This is a genomic window from Vibrio sp. 10N.261.52.C11, from assembly GCF_041471405.1.
GTDB classification, from domain to species: domain Bacteria; phylum Pseudomonadota; class Gammaproteobacteria; order Enterobacterales; family Vibrionaceae; genus Vibrio; species Vibrio crassostreae_C.
Map to the genome: position 1 here is coordinate 15662 of NZ_JBFROI010000030.1, position 20342 is coordinate 36003.

The following is a 20342-nucleotide window of genomic DNA, read 5'->3' on the forward strand; positions in this document are numbered from 1 at the left end:
TACGTATTAGAACTGATAATTCAGATCCAAAGTGTAAGAACGTCCTGGGGCTGGATAACGACCAACGGGGCTGGTATCAATACCGCGGAAGTAATAGTCCTCATCAAACAAGTTGTTCACCGCAAGGTTCATGCGCAGCTTACTGTTTTCATCCTTGTACAAATCCGAACCTAGGTTAAAGTTCCAGACCATGTAGGCAGGCACTTTACCTGTCGCGCCCGTTGCATCTTCGGCACTTGTATTCGCATTGTCAGAGTAAGACTCGCTGAAGTAGTAACCAGACAAAGTCGTATCTACCTTGCTAAAGGCGTAAGTCGCATCCCAGCTAAATTGGTGTTTAGACGTATAAGGAAGTTGATTACCTTTGTTTGCACCCTCTTCCTCGATCGTCGCATCCAAATAGTTATAACCAGCGCCGAGGCTCAAAGCTTGCATCGCTTGAGGCACGTAACGACCTGAAAGTTCAACACCTTGGTGAAGTGTTTTACCAATGTTGTGAAAAGTTTGAGTTGCACTTTGCCATTGCAGCTGGTCTTCAAAATCGATTCGGTAAAGCGCCACATTGAAGCTTGTTGAATCTTGGTTATAACGTGCACCTAACTCGTAGTTCCATGCGAGCTCACTGCCCTCTTTACCATTAACCTTAATGTTAGATATTTGTGGTGCACGTAAAGATTTCTGTGCATTTGTGTACCCAACCCATTGTTCAGTCAGATGGTATGCCACCGTCAAGCCCGGCAACCACTCAGTCACCTTATTGTTTCTATTCTGTCCTTGGCCTAGATCACTATATGCCATATCAATCGATTCATAGCGAATACCCGGCGTCACTTTCAGTACATCATTGAACAGGCCGATTTCGTTACTGATGTAACCAGCAAAAGCGTCAGTATCTAAGTGCCAATCACGTGGGGTTGTTGTAGCACCACCAGCAATTGGCGTTTGAGTCAGCTTGTAATCGATATCTTCGTTGACGTAGCGTGCCCCAACAATCACATTTTGCGTTACGGTATTTCCGTCAAAGTACATCGCGAGTTTAGGTTCAACACCATAAACAGCAAATTCACGTGGTGACGTACGAATATCGGTTGATGGTAATGCCGGGTCCGCCCAGTGACCGCCAGCGCTGTTAAAGCCCCATTGGAAGAAACGCTCAGAGCGGTGGCCAAACGTCAGTATTTCTAATTCGGCGCTATCTGCAATATTCAAGTCATGTAAATACTTCAGGCTCCAACGCGTTGAAGTGCCTTGATATTCATCGTATGGACGCTTCGACTGAGTACGATCTTTGTCATAATCATCTGGCGATAAAGCACCGGGCATTTGGGTGTCGGCATCATAACGTTGAACGAAAGCTTGTAACTCTTGAGTATCGCTCAGTAACCATTGCAATTTCGCTTGGAAGTTTTTTACATCCGTGTCGGAGTGTTCACGGAAGCTTTCACCTTTTAAGAAGTTCCCCTCAACTTGAAGTGCCAGCGTATCGGTTAACCAACCACCCGTTCGCAGGTAAAAGTCGTTGAGCGGCGTATCGCCACCCTCGAATACAGTAAAGCGATTACTGATTTCCGTTTGCCACTCATGTGGAATAGGCTTGGTCACCAAGTTGATCACACCACCGACGTTGTTTGGTCCGTACTGAACCGCCGCACCGCCTCGCACAATATCAATACGATCAAGCATCGACAGCGTTGCAGGGAAAATTGATTGTCCTGTGTGACCATACGGCGCCAGTGTCAGAGGAACACCATCCATGAGGAATTGAGCGTGCCCACTGCGACTCGCTTTCAAACCACGCACTGAGATGTTAGGCAAAACACCGGTGCCCGTTTCGTCTTGAACCTTAATGCCCGGTACACTTTGGAAGGCAGAGTCAATCGAGAGTGCGCCAGTCTTTTTAATTTGTTCATTAGTCAGAACAGTACGAGCTCCCGGATACTCTTTCACATCCTCAAGTTCTGAATTACCGATCAAGCTGCCCGTCACGACAACCGTTTCCATGGTCGTCGTTTGTGGATCTGACGCGGCAAATGCGTCCATGGAAGTCACTGAAGCGATGGCCATTGCAAGGGCACTTAGACGCAACTTTTGATGTGATTGAGTACAGGGTTTACCATCCAAATTCTGGTAAGGCATGAAAATCTCCTAAATAGGCAAGTTAAGATCAAAGGCCATGTTTACGATTCGGCGCTTTGATCCTATGGGCTAAACGGCCTCAAAATGAAGCCAACTGTTCACTCATTCGTAGCGAACAAATCAATCGTTTTTAGAGTCGAACTAGCTCTTAGAAATGAACGAACTCTTAGAACTGAATTAGCTTTTAAAACTGATAGCCGTAGCTGAGCATAAATTCGGCTGGCGCTCCGTAACCGATCTGGTTAGTACCAGACGTGCCGTTGGTTGCGCCCAGAATGTATTCCTCATTAAGCACGTTGTAAGCGTTCGCTTGAACTTTGTGACGACCCGTGGTGTACGCTGCCATCAAGTCAACCGTGGTGTAGTCACCCAACGCTACCGCTTCATCATTACCCGCATAACGGTCACCTACGTATTTCACGCCACCACCTAAACGCCAGTTATCGTCTAGCTGATAAGTGCTCCAAAGCGAAAACAGGTGATCAGACACATCGTTCGGCTTTTTGCCTGTCTCTTTGTTTTCTGCATCGAGGTAGCTATAGCCCACCGAAATATCCCACTGCTCGGTAAATTGACCGCGAGCTTCTAGCTCAATACCTTGGTGACGAGCTTCAATCTTGTTAACAACGTCGCCGTCTATATTGGTTTCTGGTTGCTCTTGATCGATTTGGAAGACCGCTGCATTCAGCATCAAAGCGTTATCTAATAGGTAAGCTTTTGCGCCAATTTCTTTTAGATCGTTGTGGAAGAATTCTGCTAATTTAGGGTTGATGTAGATACCTGAGTAAGGCAATTGCCATGAACGAGCTAAGCTTGCGTACACCGACATATCGTCGTTGATTCGGTAGACCAAACCACCACGGTAGCTCACTTTGTCATCGTCTAGATTCTCTTTTGCTGAGCCCGCTTTTTGCTGTTCAAGCTCCATCGAGTCGTAACGCACATTACCGATCACTGAAAGATCACCAAAGGTATAAACATCTTGAATGTAAATACCAGTGGTCGTTGTGGTGTTGTCGCGGGAAGGTTTAAACCCCGGATTAGGCGTTGGACCAGCAACAGGGTTATAGATATCTTTTGGGGGTAAGTCTTGGTCGCGTACTAAAGCGGAAATGAGATCGATATTGACCTGATTATAATCCGCGCCGATCATCATTTGATTGGAACCGGTTTCCCAAACTAGCTCAGATTGAAGAGTCGTCGTGGTACGAGGGTCGTAACCGAGGTTGTTGACAGTTTGTTTAACCTCATTTCCTGTGACTGCCATTTTATCTTGGCGTGTGCCCTTTTGTTCTAACTCGATATGGTTGTATGCCGCGCGGTTTGTCCATGCCCATTCGCTATTCAAAAGCCATTCATAATTAACGCCAACACGAATGCTGTCTGACTCTTGATAGTCATTCGTGCCACCGTAAAATGTGCTTTCAGAGACATCGACAGGCTTACCATTTTTAGATGGAACACCACGATATGGCACTAGCTCTTGGTGCGCATATTCTACATCGAGATCAATGGTATGCCCCTCAGCAGGCAATATACGAATGGTGGGTGCGATAAAGAAATCATTAGAGTCGACGTGATCTACATAGGAATCAGACTGTCGACTTTCCACGTTGATACGACCACTAACCTTGTCACTAAGCGCCATCGAGCTGTCAACCTGACCAACAAAAAGATTATTGCTGCCAACACTGCCATTAACGTGTGTGAAATTATCACCGTTAGCACGTTTGGTGACCAAATTAATGATACCGCCCGCAGAACCTCGGCCGTAAAGTGCGCCTGCAGGGCCCTTTACCACTTCGACACGTTCGATATTCGCTAGACTTCGGTACGATTGCAGAGTCCCGTCATCACGCATACCATCACGGTACATGTCGTTGAGCGCATCAAAACCACGAATCACAAATTGGTCTCGGCTTCCCTCACCCAAGGTATTGTTAACCCCTGCGACACCATCAAGTGCATCCACCAAACGTACAGCACCGCGGTCTTCCATTTCCGTCTTTGTGACCACCGATACTGCCTGCGGTACATCCAACCATTCGACATCCGTTTTGGTTCCTGACTGAGGCATATGCTCCGCGTAACCTTCGTACTGATGACCAATAACTTGTAGGGTTTCATCCACCGTTACTTCTTCTGCAGCCATTACATTCGACACGGTAGCCACTGCGGTTAATGCACCTCCAATAGCCAAAGCGAGAGGGGACAAGGCCAATCTAATGTTCATTTTCTAATTCCGTTTTAGTTTATAAAATAACAATATTGCGAATAAGAACAAATATCATTTATATTTGCAATATATATTTGTTGATCTATATTTGCTTTGCAATATGCAACACAACTAATGACATAAGAATCAATAAAAACAATAAGATAGAAAAATTCTCTTTCTTTTAACCCCGAAAGAGAGCACTTGAAAGCGAGTTGTGAGCAGGTGACAACAACGTTTTGGAAATTAGGAAAGCCCCATGAAATCTACGATAATCATCGTGAGTCACGTCGTGAATGATGCGATCACTCACGGCTTCGTGCCGACAGCAAAAGCGATGGGTCTCCACGTCATTTTGATCACAGACCACAAACTCAACCACTTAAAACTGGCAAATGAAGATGACCGCTTTAATCCCGATGAAATTTTGGAATGCGATGTCTTCAACCCTCTTGAACTCATCGAAATCATCACAGAGCAAGAGCTAGAACCTCATGCTGTTTTCAGTAACAGCGACCACCTACAAACTTCCACCGCAATCTGTGCACAGTTCTTTGGTGTGCCTGCTAAAGATTGGAATGTGACTCTTAAGGCGAAAAACAAATACTTAACTCGTCAGGTTCTCAACGAAAAATCGTTACCTAATACTCAAAGTGTTTTGTTAAGTCGAGAGAGCGCTCCTGTATTCGATTTCGATTTTCCTGTCGTTGCGAAGCCCAAGGAAGGCGTGGCTAGTTTAGACGTGCAGCGCTGCGAGTCTGCAGCTGAGCTGGATAACTATTGCGATACGTTTTGGCAAAAGCACCCTACGACTCCCATTTTGGTTGAGGCGTTTTTACAAGGTCCGCTTATCACTGTCGAAACCATTGGTGACGGGGAAAATTTAGTCGCACTTGGGGGGTTCGATGTAGAACTCTCTGCGCCACCTTACTTCATCGAAACCGCTGCGAGTTGGAATGGTATTAACAGCGTTCACTACCGAGAAGAATGTATACGTCAGCTTCAAAAATTTGGGGTGGGGTTTGGTGTCTGCCATAGCGAATTCATCATCACAGATTCGGGGCCGGTACTGGTCGAGATCAACTATCGAAGTATTGGTGATGGACGAGAGTTTTTACTTGATAACCTCAGTGGCGGGAATTGGTTCAATACCATCTTAAATCTTCACTTGGGTCACAAGCTTGACCCTATATTTCGTATTGATGGCAGTGCCCATGTGCACTATGTAGTGGCGCAACAAAGCGGTTTGATTGAAGGGTCATCAACCTCTTTCATTCACCAAGAGGGCGATATTGTCACTCAACAGCAAGTGCTTAAGAAGGTTGGTGAGACGTTCCAACAAAGTTTCTCCAACAAGGATTACCTAGCGAGAATTTCGGTCGTTTCTCCTTCTGGTCGAACACTAGAACCCGCGCTACAACAGGCAATCTCTCGCTTCAATCTAACAGCAACAAACGAGGTAACAGCATGAATGAAAACGCGTTATACCTCACTCAACGCTTAGTCGATACTTGCTTGCGTGAAGATTTATTCGGATTAGTTTCTCAAAGCCGATTTGAATCTCAGCTCCCGAGTACACTCAAGTTATCTTCTTATCCTCGTAATCAAATTTGGGCTGTTTTTGCGGGTTCAGACTTTACACTCTACTTGCCCGTTACTCCGAGCTATTACATGCAGCGTTGGGTATACGGCCAACCAGATGGCTCGAAAGGTGATAGTTGGTTCGTAGAAAGAAATGGTGTCGTTGAAGCACAGCAGCACTATCAAGATTGGATCGAATTATTGAAAGCAGGTGCTCACGAAAGCTCGCATTCGTTATTAGATGGTTATTTGCAAGAACTCGAATGCGCAGAAAAACACAAAGGATTGTGTGATAGCGCCTTCAGTCAGTACTCGGAAGCACTCATGCTGCCAATTTCTCAACTAGAACGTTGGGAGCAAAAGCTATTACGTGCCGATCAAATCGCATCCTATCTTGACCACCCTTACTACCCGACAGCACGTGCTAAGTTCGGTTTAAGCGATCACGACCTAGAACAATTTGCGCCAGAATTTGCACAATGCTTTGAACTTCGTTGGCTCGCAATCGAAAAGTCACTCGTTACATTGACCAGTCCACAACCAGAATGTTGGCCAACGATGGAGCAAGTGGGTCTGCCCGCCGATTTTGCTCTTAGCCATGAGTTATTCCCCGCACACCCATTAACACTAAGAAGTCTTGATGGACTTCCTGACGGTGTCATTGAAGCGCCGGTAGCGTGTCTTGAGGTGACTCCTACCCTGTCAGTACGCACTGTGGTTGTGAATCACGCACCACAGATCCACATCAAGGTGCCGCTGATCATGCGATCTTTGGGTACTAAAAACATTCGCCTAATCAAACCCTCCACGCTCTATGATGGGCATTGGTTTGAACGTTTGTTGACGCACTTAGAGCAAACAGATCAAGATTTACACGGCACGCTTTTCCATTGTAATGAGAAACATGGCGGCCACGTTGGTGACGATAAAACCTTTGCTTACATTGTGCGCGAATACCCGCCGAATTACTTCCAAGACAAAGCACTGGTGCCTGTGGCTGCTCTTGCCAGTCCAATGCCTGATGAACGTTTGTTCTTGGAACACCTCGCCGAGCAGTATTATCAGCAAGATACGCTGATTTGGTTTAAAGATTACGTTGATCTGCTTTGCAAAGTGCACCTTACATTGTGGATTCGTTACGGTATCGCGTTGGAGTCTAACCAGCAAAACGCCATCATTGCATTCGATGAGCAAGGCAAGATGACCTTAGCCATGAAAGACAACGATGCAGCGCGTATCTGGCCAGAACGTTTCCAAACGTTTGAACAACAATCGCCTGTAAAGTGCGAGCAGCTTTTAGATCAACGTATCACTGTAGACAACGAGCTTGCTCTTGGTCAGATGTTTACCACGATTACTTTGCAGTTAGACATTGCCGCGATTGTCGAAGCAATGGCGACGAAAGGAATCGCCACGTCAGCTTATCTGTATGAAGTGGTCGCCAATAGCCTCTCCCAACAGCTTAGCCAGTTGGACAAACAAGGACACAACACCAAGCTCGCAAACGAGATGTTGTTTGAGTCACCCAACCTATACGCTAAGTATCTATTGAGCTCGGGTAGCTTGTTGTCTAAAGAGGCGTCTGGTGCAAGCGATATCAATAAATTTTATGGCTTGTCAGCATCGAACTTTTTATTGCTAACCAGCGAAGAAGCACAACACGCTTACCTTGAAGACATCAAGCAGAGTGTGAGTTAACCCATCATGACCAAACTCATCTATTGTGTACTTTTAAGCCACTTTATCGCCGCGTTTGCAGCCTTAGGCATGCCGCTGTTTTTGCCAATGGTATTGCCAACACTGGATGCAAACATTACTTCGGATTGGGCGGGGGTACTGTTCATTTTGCCGACCTTTTGCACTGCCGTTGCGGCACGCTTTTGGGGGCAGTTTGCTGATAAATATGGCAGACGTCGCTCTCTATTACGTGCTCAACTCGGGCTTGCAGTAGGCTTCGCGCTGTGTGGCTTAGCCGATAATCTCTCAATGTTTGTGTTTGGTCTTATCATTCAAGGAACCTTTGGTGGCACCATGGCCGCCTCAAACAGCTACTTATCCAGCCAAATCAACGATGCGAAATCACTCGGTAAGTCACTCAATAAAACTCAGCTTTCTGCCCGTCTGGCGCTAATTATTGCTCCGATAGGGCTTGGCTGGAGCTTATCAGAAACAAACCCGCTGAACGCGTATCTGTGGTTGTCCGCTTTGCCGCTATTCGCGCTATTGATCACCTTAACATTACCCATCGATGACTTAGCGAAATCTAAGGGAATTGTAAAAGATCAGGTATCGAATAAAGCTCAAAGCAGCCAAACCAACTCGTTAAATACGCTTTATTGGGTGTTTGGCGCGCAGTTCAGCTTTGCTTTCGCCATGGTCGTCACGTTCCCCTATTTCTCGCCTTATGTGCAGCAATATGGAGTGACAAGCCAAGCGTGGATTGGGTTTTTATATGCCCTCCCACATGGTGTTTATCTGCTCTTTGCAGGAAAAGTCCATCTGTTCTCAGAATGGGTTGATCGCCACCAGTTTGAACGTAATCAAGCGCAGCGTACTTTATGGTTAGGCTTTGGTTTGCTTTCACTCAGTACAGCAATGCATCTCACTCCTTATCAAGAAGTGTTGATTATTGCTCGTATTGTTTTCGGACTTGGCATGGTTTGCTGTTATCACGGCTTGCATCAAGCGTTAGCAAACCAAATTGATCGACGACAAAGCGGCAAAGTATTTTCGCGCTTTGACGCTATGTCTAAATGGGGTGGCGTTGCGGCTGGGTTGAGCGCGTCTTTTATATCAAGCTTGGGCTGGCTTGAGTTTCCTTTCATACTTTCTATGTTGGTCAGTGGCATTGCTGCTATCGCGCTGATCATCCATTCAAAATTTGGACATCAACATGTTACAGACTCAATTATCTCCAAGTGAACATTACGCTGAAGACCAAGCTCTTCAAAATCGTAAAAAAGTACTGCTAAACCGAGAAAAAGCCCAACTCAATACCATCATGGGCGTGGTGAACTGTTACTTGCGTGAATACGCGATACCCAATGAACAGGTTAATTGGCGCTACAGTTCTGCCTCTCTGCCTCAAACTTTGAAAAGAAACTACAACGCTCACCAACGCGTGGCCATTCACCTACCTCACCAAGATCAACCTCAGAAAAATGGTCTGATGGTTTTACCCGTTGAGTACACCAGTAAACTGGGGAAAGTGAAGCTCAGTGATACACCTTGGGCTAAAATGCCCGGTGCAGCTTGGTGCAAATTGGACGCAACTCAAACCCTGACGCATCTACTCAGTTACCTAAAAGAAATGCTGACGATTCCATTCAATCACGAGTTGGTCGAGCAAATGGAAAACAGTTTGTTGATTACCGAGCAGTTCCTAAACTCAGACAACTCACCTCAGCATCACAACGCGTTTATCGCATCAGAGCAATCGTTACTTTGGGGACATACTTTTCATCCAACGCCAAAGAGTCGCTCAGGGGTCAGTATCGATGATCTGCTAGCGTGTTCCCCTGAGGTTGGCGCTAAGGTTCCCCTATATTGGTTTAAGGTCGACACCGCGTTGCTCGACGTCTTGAGTTCAGATGACCGAACCTCACCAACGACCATGCTTGAACAACTTGCACCTGATGAAAACAATTCCGCAGGTACTATGCTTTACCCTTGCCACCCTTGGGAAAGTTACACACTTTTGCAAAACCCAGTGGTCAAAACGGCCATTCAACAAGGCAAAATCATCCCGCTTGGATTAGGTGGTGAAAAACTCTTACCCACTTCATCCGTGCGCACTCTGTACCACCCAGATATGGATTGGTTTGCTAAGTTCTCTATCAATGTACGTTTAACTAACTGCGTACGTAAAAACGCATGGTATGAGCTCGATAGTGCCGTTCAATTAACCTCGATTCTGCATCCCATCAAAGAGAGTGAACAGTTACGTAATCCTGTATTCAAGGTAATGACTGAACCTTACGCGACCACATTGGATCTAGAGTCGGTTGCCGAGCAGGAACAAACTGATGTTATTAAAGCTCGCGAGTCGTTTGGTATTTTGTATCGAGAGAATTTCACCTTAAGCGAAACCGATATTTTGCAACCAACGTTAGCGGGAGCCCTCTTTGCTTACGATACAGACGGGAACAGCTGCATCGCCACTCAACTCAAACAAAAAGCGCAAACAACACAAAGCCAATATGACAATGTCGCCACGCTGTGGTTTGAGCGCTATCTGCATTGTTTGATTCCGGGCGTCTTTAACTACTACTTCAAACATGGGGTTGCGTTTGAACCGCACTTACAAAATACGTTGATTGGATTTGAAAAAGGCATGCCTTGCTGTGTATGGATTCGAGACTTAGAAGGTACCAAGCTACTACGCGAATTTTGGCCATCAGAAACACTTCAGCAACTTTCAGAGCGTGCTCGTCAATCGGTGTACTACAGCCGTGAGCAAGGTTGGAACCGTATTGGCTATTGCACCTTCATTAACAATATCAGCGAGGCCATTTTCTTTATCGCTGAGGGTAACTCGGCACTTGAGAATACGTTATGGGGAACTTTAAAAGACGCTATCGTCCGCTGGACGTCTATCAATGGCCAGCAACCCGAACTAATGGCATTGCTTAACGATGGTCATTTTCCAAGCAAAAATAACTTCACAACACGTTTGATGCAAAATGCCGATAAAGAGTCCGGTTACACCCAAGTTGCAGCACCGTGGCCAACTCATTCAAAAGGAGTTCACCATGCTTAATTCTCCTCAACTTTCAGCCTCTATCCATCAAGAAATCCAGCAATTGGCCAAACAACAAACGCAACCATTATGTGCTTATCTTTATGATCTCGATGCATTGGAGCAGCACATTAAGCAGATGCGCCATGTATTGCCAAAAAACGTAGAGCTATTTTACGCCGCGAAAGCGAATCCTTCAGAGCCGATATTACGCACTTTAGCCCCTTATGTTGATGGTTTCGAAGCAGCATCAGGCGGAGAGCTTGCACACCTCCACCAGCAACAACTCAATAAACCACTGATCTTTGGTGGCCCAGGGAAAGTGCCCAGTGAGTTAGATCAAGCGATTATACTCGATGTTGATGCGATTCATGTAGAGAGCCTCACTGAGTTACAACGCATTGGTTCTTTAACACAAAAGTTGAATCGACCTGCTCCGATCTTCCTGCGTATGAACATAGACATTGGTGACATCACACTTAGCAAATTAGCCATGGGAGGAAAGCCCACCCCGTTTGGCCTCGATGAGAGTGAGTTAAGTAATGCCTTGATGTACCTACGCGATTTCCCCTTAATCAAGTTGAATGGCTTTCACTTCCATTTGATGTCACACCAGCTTGAAGTCGGTCGACACTTAGCTTTGATGGAACGCTATTTCCAAGTAGTGAAGGAATGGAAAGAAGAATACTCACTTGAAGATCTTACGATCAACTTGGGTGGCGGTATGGGAATCAATTATCAAGATCAGAAACAACATTTTCCGTGGGTAGAGTTTTGTGACAAATTGGAATTTCTGATTGCCAAAGAACAACTACAAGATTGGACACTGCGTTTTGAGTGCGGGCGCTACATCTCAGCACCTTGTGGCTACTACGTGATGGAGGTGTTAGACATTAAACAAAATCTCGGTGAGAACTTTGTGATTGCTCGCGGAGGCACACATCATTTCCGTACTCCGGCAGCGCAAAGCCATGACCACCCTTTTGCAATCGTGAAAAGTAATCAGCAACCCACTATTTCAAACCCAATAGACCAGACTACAGCCACACTAGTCGGTCAGTTGTGCACCCCAAAAGATGTTCTGGCACGGAATCAAAATATCGATCACATCGACATCGGTGACTATGTGGTGTTCACGCTAGCAGGCGCTTATGCTTGGAACATCTCGCATCAAAACTTCTTAATGCATGAACCTCCGGTGTTTCATTACTTCTAGGCATCCGCTGTGCTCTATGATTTCTAACTGATAGTTTGAGTTGAAACTCCATAGAGCCAGCTAAAGGCACTCAATAAAAAGTCACCAAATAAAAAGGCGTTAGTAAACTCAAGTCTACTAACGCCTTTCTTCTGTTTATCTTAGCCCTTTTGCAAAACAGCTGCAGTGATTGAGCAACCGCCCCCCCACAGTGATCGTAATGCAGAACCAAACCGTAGTTAATTCGAATACAAGCACTTAGCATTTTTCATCGACTGCGCAGCGGGAGTGATACATGGACAACAGAATCACCATTATTGAGTTTCTCAGAGTGTTTGAGTGCATTCGCACCTCTGGCGAGCAACTGGACAATAAATATCAAGTGGGCGAAATGGCGGCTTGGCATGATTATGATGGTTATACCTGTTGGCTAAGCTATAAAGACGTAACAGTGACGCTGATGTTTCATGGTTCATTGAAAATCGAGTACGACAACGCTTCAAATTACTCTGAATTTATTGAGCATTGTATGGGTATGCTTGCCACTGAACCTTCTCCATAAAACGCGAACAGACTAACGGCTAACGGCTAACGGCTAACGGCTAACGGAGACAATCATGAACGAAACGGCTTCATTGCTTAAGCGAAGACACCCTTTTTGGCTAGTACTCAGCCTCTCCTTTTTATGGTCTCAAGTATCTGTAGCAGGCATAGGTATGATTGATTTTATACAACCGAACGAACACAAGAATTGGACAGCGACCAACGACGATGTAATGGGTGGCATCTCAACGGGCGGGCTCATTTATCTTGATGATATGAGTCGATTTAGGGGCGAGCTATCGTTAGAAAACAATGGTGGTTTCAGTTCTGTAAAGCGCTCCATTGAATCACCAGCCCATGAAATAGATAGCGCAGAGCTAGTTTTCGTTGGTGATGGTCGCACCTACCAACTGAGGCTCACAACATCGAAAGATGGTAATCGAGTTCAATACAAACACGATTTCGTTACGATAAAGGGAGTGCGGCTTAACAAGGTGTTCCACTTCAATGATTTTCAAGCTGTGTTCAGAGGTCGGCTACTGAGCGATGCGCCGGAACTTAAGGCACGAGACATCAAACAAATCGTTTTTTTGATTGCGGACAAAGAGCCCTCGCCTTTTGAGCTAGACCTAATACAGCTTCACTTCAGAACATCGAAACCTATCACATCACCAGAAGCTGACTAAACTGACTAAACTGAAAACAAACAAAAGCCCCTGAAACCTTTTGACTAGCAATCAGATATCAGGGGCTTCTTCTATTTAAACCGTCAACAATTCAAAACAACGGCGGATTAAAACATCAGCAATTAGTATTTGATAGCTGTTTTACCAATCGAGGCACTGCTTTCAATACGTTGGTGTGCATCTTTAAGTGTTTCCACACTAAAGCCATTTAGGGTCGAGGTTAGCGTCGATTTAATACGGCCCGCATCAATCAGATTCGCGGCTTGGAATAGGATGTCTTGCTGCTTCTGGATATCTTCGGTGTTAAACAGTGAACGTGTAAACATCAGCTCCCAAACAAAGCCTGCTGATTTGCCTTGCAGCGCTGACAAGTCAATGCCACCATCAAATTCAACAATCGAACTGATCATGCCTTGCGGTGCGATCAATTCAACCATCGCATCCCAGTGCCCTTTTGTGTCTGCAACATTGAAAATGTAGTCGACATGTTGAATGCCTTGCTCTCGCACAGACTCGACAAGGTTACGGTGGTTCACCACATAATCCGCCCCCATATCCCTTACCCACTGTTCAGTTTCGGGTCTTGAAGCTGTTGCGATAACATTTAGGTTGGTCAGTTGCTTAGCCAGTTGAATCGTAATTGAACCAACACCGCCTGCTCCACCAATGATCAGGATAGACTTTTTCTCTTCAGGACGAACACGCAAGCGGTCAAACAATGCTTCCCAAGCCGTAAGCGTTGCTAGTGGCATAACGGCTGCAGCTTCATCAGAAAGGCTCTTCGGCGCTTTAGCGGTAATACGGTAGTCCACAGCTTGGTATTCGGCATTAGCGCCCATACGAGTTACGTCACCTGCATAGTACACACGGTCACCGACTTTGAAGCCTTCAACGTCAGCACCTTTGCCAACAACTTCACCGACTGCGTCATAGCCCAGCACTTTTGGCTGCTCAAGAGTTTTGTCTTTGGCATTACGAATACGAATTTTAGCGTCAGCAGGATTGATAGAAGTCGCGCTCACTTTTACCAGCAAGTCATTATTTTTTAGTTCTGGCAGACTCGTTTCAAACTCAAATAAACTGTGTTGCTCTGTAATCGCAAGTGATTGAGTAAATCCGATAGCTTTCATTTTTGATGGTACTGACATTGTGCTTTCTCCTTGAATTAGACGAGTTAATCTTAGTCAATTCTCACTCTAGATAAACCGCCTAATATTTGAATGATTCTCAAATATTTTTTGATAATGGTGTTACCGCTATCTGGGTAATGCAGACATCTAACTGCATTGCCAACGGCTTAGAGGTTAAATAAGGCCTTTCTCAATCAACCAATCATGTGTTACTTGATCTTGTGGTTTACCTTCACGGCAAACTTTGTAATCCAGCTCTGCGATGATGTCGTTCGAGAAACGTAGGGAATCCAACTTCTGAATCTGTTGCTCGCTGAACAGATGCTTCTTGTCATCTCTTAAAAGAAGTACCGCTCTATCAACAATTCCGAGTAAGCCTTTTGGCTCTTTGAGCTCACGAATATCGTAACGATAGTGCAAAAACTGAGGTTTCCACAGTGGCACTACCACCCACTCTTTGTTTACCACTGCACTTTCAAAGGCACTGAAACAATCGTCTTCACTGCCAGGAAAGAACTGGTAGCCGGCATCGCTCAGGCCATAGTCTTTCATCATCTGGATAGAGAAGCGTGTGATGCCAGCGCCGGGGTTGATGCCTTGGATGGTCGAGTTCATTTTCTCGACCACTTCGGCTTTTAATAAATCAGAGACTTCAGAAACCGCCGCTTCAGGCACATAGTCTGGTACGCCCCACAAGGCATAAGGTTCATAATGAAGCCCAAGCTCGATAAGCGGCTCAACTTCTTCAACGCCCACTTTGTAGATACCGTGACTTGATGGCAACCACGCAGAAGAAAGCATATCCACTTGGCCTGTTTTCAGCTTTTCAAAGTTCTCCTGATGTGGAGAGAAAATGCGCTCTACCTCAAAGCCCATGGCTTTCAATACATTGGCAACCAATGATGCGGTCGTACGGTGGAACGACAAATCCGTTACACCCATTATGATTTTCTTAGTCATCTTATCCCCTAGATCGTAGGCTTCGTCCATACGATGTGTACTGCGCTACGTTGTCGATATGGGAAATGATAGTGAGAAAATTACTAATGAAAAACAGCCTCACATTTGAATTATTATCAAATTAATTTTGACAATTAAGTGTTTGAAGCTAACTTAGAAGCGATAAGCAGAGATAACCCATCTGCAGATTGTGATGGGGAAATATCCCAACACCATGTTAGAACATAATTCAATACAGGTAGATAATATGCTTCTTGAAGACTTACAGGTCATTTTGAAAGTGGCGGAGTTTCGTAGTATCACCGCAGCAGCCACCAACCTAGACATGCGTACGGCTACCGCAAGCGCTGCCGTCAAACGTGTTGAAGCGGCTCTGGGGGCGGAATTGTTTGTAAGAACCACGCGCCACCTAAGGCTCTCTTCAGCAGGCGAACGCTATTTACCTGATTGTGAACAAGCCTTAAAAATGTTGGAGCAAGCGAAACTCAACATGAGAGAAGAGCTTGGTATTGTTGACGGTGAAATTCGCATCGCGCTTTCTTCTGATCTAGGACGAAACCTAATCACACCTTGGTTAGATGAGTTCTTGCTTGAATACCCAAAGGCGACGCTTCGTACTAGCATCAGCGATAGCAATATCGACTTCTACCGAGATTCCGTCGATATGGCGCTGCGTTATGGCTCCCCGACTGATGCCAACATGTATGGCTTTAAAATCTGCGATGTACCCAGAATATTGTGTGCGGCCCCTGAATACTTGGCTGAAATGGGAACACCAAAACACCCGAGTGACTTAACTCAACACAATGGTTTGCTCTACCAACTTCATGACATATTGCAAGACGAGTGGATATTCAACGATGGCACTCAAGATCATAAAGTGAAACTAAAAGGGAACCGAGCTTCGAACGACGCTGACCTTGTAAGACGTTGGTGTATCGCGGGTAGAGGAGTGGCAATAAAATCTTGTCTAGACATGTCACGTCATCTGCTTTCAGGCGAAGTGGTTAAAGTCATGCCTGAGTTTAAGCCGACCCCTACCGAGCTGTGGTTAGTGTGTCCAAGTCGTCAATCCATCACCCCGACTGTGCGTCTACTGAGAGATTTATTCAGAGAGAAGACCGCTGAGATCCTTTCGCAACTGAGCAAACAAGGCATCATAGAAAGCACAACATCTTAAGATTGAATGCCGCTTAAAGATAAGAAACAGAGAGACAAAAAAGGCGTTAGCGAACTCAATTCGCTAACGCCTTTCATCATTAGAACATCATAGCTTCATGATGAACCTTAATAAGAGTACTTAGTTTAATACTCTTAATACAAGAGCTTAGTTTGACTCGTCTTCAACATCGCAGTCTGCACAGCACTGAAGAGCAATCTCATGTTCGAAGGTGATGGTGTCTTTACCTTCTTCTACTAGCTCTGCGATTTCGTCTACCACTTCTTTTTCATCATCCGCTTCGATTCCGCTTGCTAGCTCTTCTTCTGAATAACCGAAGAAGTTCAGTAGTAAATACTCACGCGCTTCATCTTTCGTACAAACCACGTCCGCTGAAAGATCAGGAGTGACCTCGCCTTGGGCAAGTGTTGCTGTCACTTGTGCGATAGCATCGTCTTTCATCGCAGGCGTTAACCAACCAAGATCAGTACTTACTGTCGTTTTTTTACAGTCGAAGCAAGGCAGTTGGTGAAAGTAGTATTGAAAGGTAGTCATAGGTAAATTCTTCTTTAAATGTTGTATAGCGAGATTATGCGCGTTTTGTAGCAAAATACTATCTCAATCACAACCTGAAACCGCTTCGTTCTAAGTATTTTTTCAAGCTCCGCGCAAGCTGATGTGATCATCCTATAAAAGCGCTGTTTTGCGCATGCTTACTCAGCTTTACGCTTGTTTACATTTGTACGGGTAATATATGCCTCATCAAATAATAAGCGTGGTACCTCACAATTGCTTTGGCTCTTGCTTAGTTTCGTCGTTCCAGCTATCAGCTATGAGTTCACGGCTTACTTAACTACTTAGCTACTTAGCTACTTAGCTACTTAGCTCGGATTTGTTTGAAATAGCTTTGTTTTCAATTAACTTACTTGCACTTGGCTTATTTTGAACCACGCTTATTTAAATCACCCATTTAGGATACCCAATCAATGATCATCAAAAAATATCAAGCCCTTGCCCTTTCATCGGTTGCTTTGCTCGCTACAGGCTGCTCACCATCATCAGATACGCCTTCGGTCAGCAACATCAGTGATTACCAAGGCTCAGCGAGTATTACTCAAGGTGTGGCGACCACTGTTGAATCGAATCTCTTTGAGTGTGCAAACGGACGTAGCCGAGTGGCGGGCGTCGGGGAAATTATGGACTCAGAAGGAAAGGTTTGGACGGTTCCAGCCAAGAACAACTTTGCGACAGGGCCGAAAGCCTTTGATCTTTATGAAGAGTGCTCAAACACCACGCCAAGCAGCCTAGCCGAAGTCGATCAAAGCTCTGTACCGGTAGCTGTTGTGGATCAAGACGGTGAGGAAATAACAGGTTATATTTTTGCCGATAACTATTTCGAACTTTATATCAACGGCAAGTTAATCGCGGTAGACACCGTTCCTTTCACACCGTTTAACTCAAACATCGTCAAATTTAAGGTGAAGAAGCCTTACACGATTGCGGTGAAAGTGATTGATTGGGAAGAAAACCTAGGTCTTGGCAGCGAAGATAACCGCGGAAAGGCATACCACGCTGGTGATGGTGGCTTTATCGCGAGCTTTAGTGACGGAACCGTGACAGGTCCAGACTGGCAAGCACAAACCTTTTATACCTCACCGATTTATGACCTGACTTGTTTGAGTGAAGTGGACGGGAAGCGTCTTTCTGAAAGCTGCACCACGGAAGGAACTGACCACGGTCAAGATGCCTACGCCGCTCATTGGGAAACACCAACCAACTGGATGAACCAAGAGTTCGATTCAACATCTTGGCCTCTAGCATCGGTATATTCAGAAGACGATATTGGCGTGAACAATAAAAAAGCGTACATGAACTTTATCGAAAAATTCAGTGGTGCTGGCGCAAGCTTTATCTGGTCGACAAATGTCGTTCTCGATAATGAAGTGCTACTGAGATACGAAGTTAAGTAGCTTTATTCCTTTGTAAGCAAGCCCAGTCACGAGTATGACTGGGCTTACTACTCAAACAACTTGCTGATGTTTCTAATTTACAGCGAACCTGATCCTAATCTTGGGTAGCTTGATTACGACGAAGTTTGCGAAGTCTTGTTTGCTCCACGCGACTTAGCTTTGTAATTATGTAACCAGCAACAAAACAACCCGATGCACAAACCCCAAAATGCGCTACCGATTCCCAGTAAATTGGTGCCAGAAGCGGTGAATAAGAAAGTAAGCAGTGCGGGTTCTCTGTAGTGACTGTCTGCCATTGATACCGCAAGGCAATTCATCAAGGTGGGCATCACCGCTAAGCCAGCAACCGCAATGACAATCTCGGAGGGTACGGCGCTAAACAGCGACACAAATGACATCCCCATCACACCAGCTAACAAGTAAAACCCGCCCATACAGATCCCAGCCATATAACGTGTCTTGGGGTTACTATCCGCATTCGGGCCCATACAAATAGCGCCCGTAATCGCTGCAAGGTTATACGCAAAGCCACCAAACGGTGCGAAGATCAAACCTGTTACCCCGGTGGTGGTAATGATCTTCGATGAATCAACTTGGTATCCATTCGCTTTTAGAACCGCAAATCCCGGTAAGTTCTGTGAAGCCATCGTCACTATAAACAATGGGATACCAACACTAAACAACGAAAAGAACTCAAAATCGGGCGAAATGAACACTGGGGTCGTTAATCCCATAGTCACCTGACTAACATCGAGTTTGCCAAAACCCACACACATGACCAATGCGATGATGAAAATGCTTGGGATCAGTAAATTTCCTAACCGCGCTTTCGCCAGAATAAATACAGCGAGCATGACCGCTACGACTTGTGCCTCTTCCATTAGCGACGTGAACAAACCCAAACCGAATTGCAATAGAATCCCCGCGAGCATCGCTGAGGCAATCGATGTTGGGATCTGTTTTAGGACTTTCTCAAATATCCCCACCAATCCAACCAACGTGATCAACATCGAACTGAACAAAAACACGGCTACTGCCTGATTCATTGTCAGCCCTTCAAGAGATGTGATTAACAACGCCGCTCCAGGCGTCGACCACGCTGTAACCACAGGCTTCTTGTAATGAAACGAGAGCAGTATTGTGGTTACGCCCATGCCAACCCCCAACGCCCAAAACCATGACGCCACTTGTTCTTCGGTTGCTCCAGCACTCATTGCCGCTTGGAAAATAATCGCCGCGGCGCTCGCATAACCAATGAAAACAGCGATAAAGCCGGTACTGACGTGAGAAAATTTTAGCTTAGTCATGTTAATTTATTCCTGTGTGCGTTATAACGTCCATAGACTGAACTTAGCACCCGTGCGCTATAACGCACAACTAATTTTTGAAAAACTTGTAGAGAAAATATGCAAACAGAAATTAAAGTCGGCGTTAACTTGAAACGCCTTCGCCAAGAAAAAGGCTGGAGCTTAGACAAAACAGCGAAAGCAACAGGCGTGAGTAAAGCAATGTTAGGACAAATTGAACGTGGAGAATCCAGCCCGACAGTCGCTAAGCTCTGGCAGATAGCTTCTGGATTTGAGGTGTCACTTTCGAGCTTTATCGCGGCTAGCCCAAACAGTGAACTGACGAGTTTATTCAGAGATGCAAACGAACTAAGACATGAGGAATACAACATTGGCTTTTTCGTCAGTTTGTTGTTTCCTTTTGAGGAAGCACTAGGATTTGAAATATTCGAACTCACCCTAGCACCCGATTACCAGCATGAATCCGCCCCACATAACGCAGGCGTCACTGAGCACATCTTATGCATTTCAGGAGAGATGGCCGTGATGTTTGATGATGAGTGGCATACGTTACGCGCAGGACAAGCCGTTCGCTTCAATGCCAACCAGACCCATGCCTACAAAAATATCGGTGAAGGAAACGCCGTATTTCATAATGTGATTCACTACCCTAATAACAAGCAATAGTGCCGGATTTGGTGCTAACGGATGTTTAGCTCTAACCGGATGTTCAGCGCTAACGA

The 20342-nt window shown here is 45.4% G+C and carries 16 protein-coding genes; 10 read left to right on the forward strand and 6 right to left on the reverse strand.

The window, feature by feature from the left end; genetic code table 11:
* Positions 1 to 6 precede the first annotated feature (6 nt).
* Positions 7 to 2136, reverse strand: coding sequence for a TonB-dependent receptor family protein (locus AB4323_RS12730; RefSeq protein ID WP_372152631.1), 2130 nt, complete (start codon positions 2134 to 2136; stop codon positions 7 to 9).
* A gap of 184 nt (positions 2137 to 2320) precedes the next feature.
* Positions 2321 to 4369: a TonB-dependent receptor gene (locus AB4323_RS12735; RefSeq protein ID WP_372152633.1), complete on the reverse strand. Its 2049-nt coding sequence runs from the start codon at positions 4367 to 4369 to the stop codon at positions 2321 to 2323.
* Between the two features lie 241 nt (positions 4370 to 4610).
* On the opposite strand from AB4323_RS12735, the gene AB4323_RS12740 reads away from it, so the two are divergent.
* The 7 genes from AB4323_RS12740 to AB4323_RS12770 all read left to right on the forward strand — a co-directional run bounded on the left by AB4323_RS12740 (position 4611) and on the right by AB4323_RS12770 (position 13094).
* Positions 4611 to 5822, forward strand: a complete 1212-nt coding sequence (locus tag AB4323_RS12740) for an acetyl-CoA carboxylase biotin carboxylase subunit family protein (RefSeq protein WP_017092039.1) — start codon at positions 4611 to 4613, stop codon at positions 5820 to 5822.
* Complete coding sequence (locus AB4323_RS12745; protein ID WP_372152634.1) at positions 5819 to 7630, forward strand: IucA/IucC family protein; 1812 nt, start codon at positions 5819 to 5821, stop codon at positions 7628 to 7630. The genes AB4323_RS12740 and AB4323_RS12745 overlap by 4 nt, the downstream gene beginning before the upstream one ends.
* A gap of 6 nt (positions 7631 to 7636) precedes the next feature.
* Complete coding sequence (locus AB4323_RS12750) at positions 7637 to 8854, forward strand: MFS transporter (protein WP_372152636.1); 1218 nt, start codon at positions 7637 to 7639, stop codon at positions 8852 to 8854.
* Positions 8826 to 10691 (forward strand): IucA/IucC family siderophore biosynthesis protein, encoded by a 1866-nt coding sequence (locus AB4323_RS12755; RefSeq protein ID WP_372152637.1) that lies wholly within the window; start codon positions 8826 to 8828, stop codon positions 10689 to 10691. Before AB4323_RS12750 ends, AB4323_RS12755 begins: the two co-directional genes overlap by 29 nt.
* The gene (locus AB4323_RS12760; protein WP_372058154.1) at positions 10684 to 11886 is read left to right on the forward strand and encodes a type III PLP-dependent enzyme; all 1203 of its coding nucleotides are present in this window, start codon (positions 10684 to 10686) and stop codon (positions 11884 to 11886) included. The genes AB4323_RS12755 and AB4323_RS12760 overlap by 8 nt, the downstream gene beginning before the upstream one ends.
* Before the next feature lie 274 nt (positions 11887 to 12160).
* Positions 12161 to 12427: a DUF3081 domain-containing protein gene (locus AB4323_RS12765; protein WP_017062438.1), complete on the forward strand. Its 267-nt coding sequence runs from the start codon at positions 12161 to 12163 to the stop codon at positions 12425 to 12427.
* A 55-nt stretch (positions 12428 to 12482) separates the two neighbouring features.
* Complete coding sequence (locus AB4323_RS12770; protein ID WP_372152639.1) at positions 12483 to 13094, forward strand: CIA30 family protein; 612 nt, start codon at positions 12483 to 12485, stop codon at positions 13092 to 13094.
* Positions 13095 to 13216: 122 nt separating this feature from the next.
* Here AB4323_RS12770 and AB4323_RS12775 read toward each other — a convergent pair whose 3' ends face one another.
* Together AB4323_RS12775 and AB4323_RS12780 are read right to left on the reverse strand one after the other, a co-directional pair.
* A complete protein-coding gene (locus AB4323_RS12775; protein WP_102333933.1) occupies positions 13217 to 14242 on the reverse strand; it encodes a zinc-binding alcohol dehydrogenase family protein in 1026 nt (341 codons plus the stop codon).
* A 156-nt stretch (positions 14243 to 14398) separates the two neighbouring features.
* Positions 14399 to 15166: a glycine betaine ABC transporter substrate-binding protein gene (locus AB4323_RS12780; RefSeq protein WP_102333934.1), complete on the reverse strand. Its 768-nt coding sequence runs from the start codon at positions 15164 to 15166 to the stop codon at positions 14399 to 14401.
* 265 nt (positions 15167 to 15431) lie between these two features.
* Between AB4323_RS12780 and AB4323_RS12785 the strand changes: the two genes are divergently transcribed.
* Positions 15432 to 16364, forward strand: coding sequence for a LysR family transcriptional regulator (locus AB4323_RS12785; RefSeq protein WP_372100343.1), 933 nt, complete (start codon positions 15432 to 15434; stop codon positions 16362 to 16364).
* A gap of 147 nt (positions 16365 to 16511) precedes the next feature.
* Here AB4323_RS12785 and AB4323_RS12790 read toward each other — a convergent pair whose 3' ends face one another.
* Positions 16512 to 16898, reverse strand: a complete 387-nt coding sequence (locus AB4323_RS12790) for a hypothetical protein (RefSeq protein ID WP_102333936.1) — start codon at positions 16896 to 16898, stop codon at positions 16512 to 16514.
* Between the two features lie 431 nt (positions 16899 to 17329).
* Between AB4323_RS12790 and AB4323_RS12795 the strand changes: the two genes are divergently transcribed.
* On the forward strand, positions 17330 to 18313 hold the full coding sequence (locus AB4323_RS12795; protein ID WP_102333937.1) for a hypothetical protein: 984 nt from the start codon (positions 17330 to 17332) through the stop codon (positions 18311 to 18313).
* A 113-nt stretch (positions 18314 to 18426) separates the two neighbouring features.
* Here AB4323_RS12795 and AB4323_RS12800 read toward each other — a convergent pair whose 3' ends face one another.
* Complete coding sequence (locus AB4323_RS12800; RefSeq protein WP_102333938.1) at positions 18427 to 19620, reverse strand: benzoate/H(+) symporter BenE family transporter; 1194 nt, start codon at positions 19618 to 19620, stop codon at positions 18427 to 18429.
* A gap of 99 nt (positions 19621 to 19719) precedes the next feature.
* Between AB4323_RS12800 and AB4323_RS12805 the strand changes: the two genes are divergently transcribed.
* Positions 19720 to 20286 (forward strand): helix-turn-helix domain-containing protein, encoded by a 567-nt coding sequence (locus tag AB4323_RS12805; protein WP_017070515.1) that lies wholly within the window; start codon positions 19720 to 19722, stop codon positions 20284 to 20286.
* Positions 20287 to 20342: the final 56 nt, after the last annotated feature.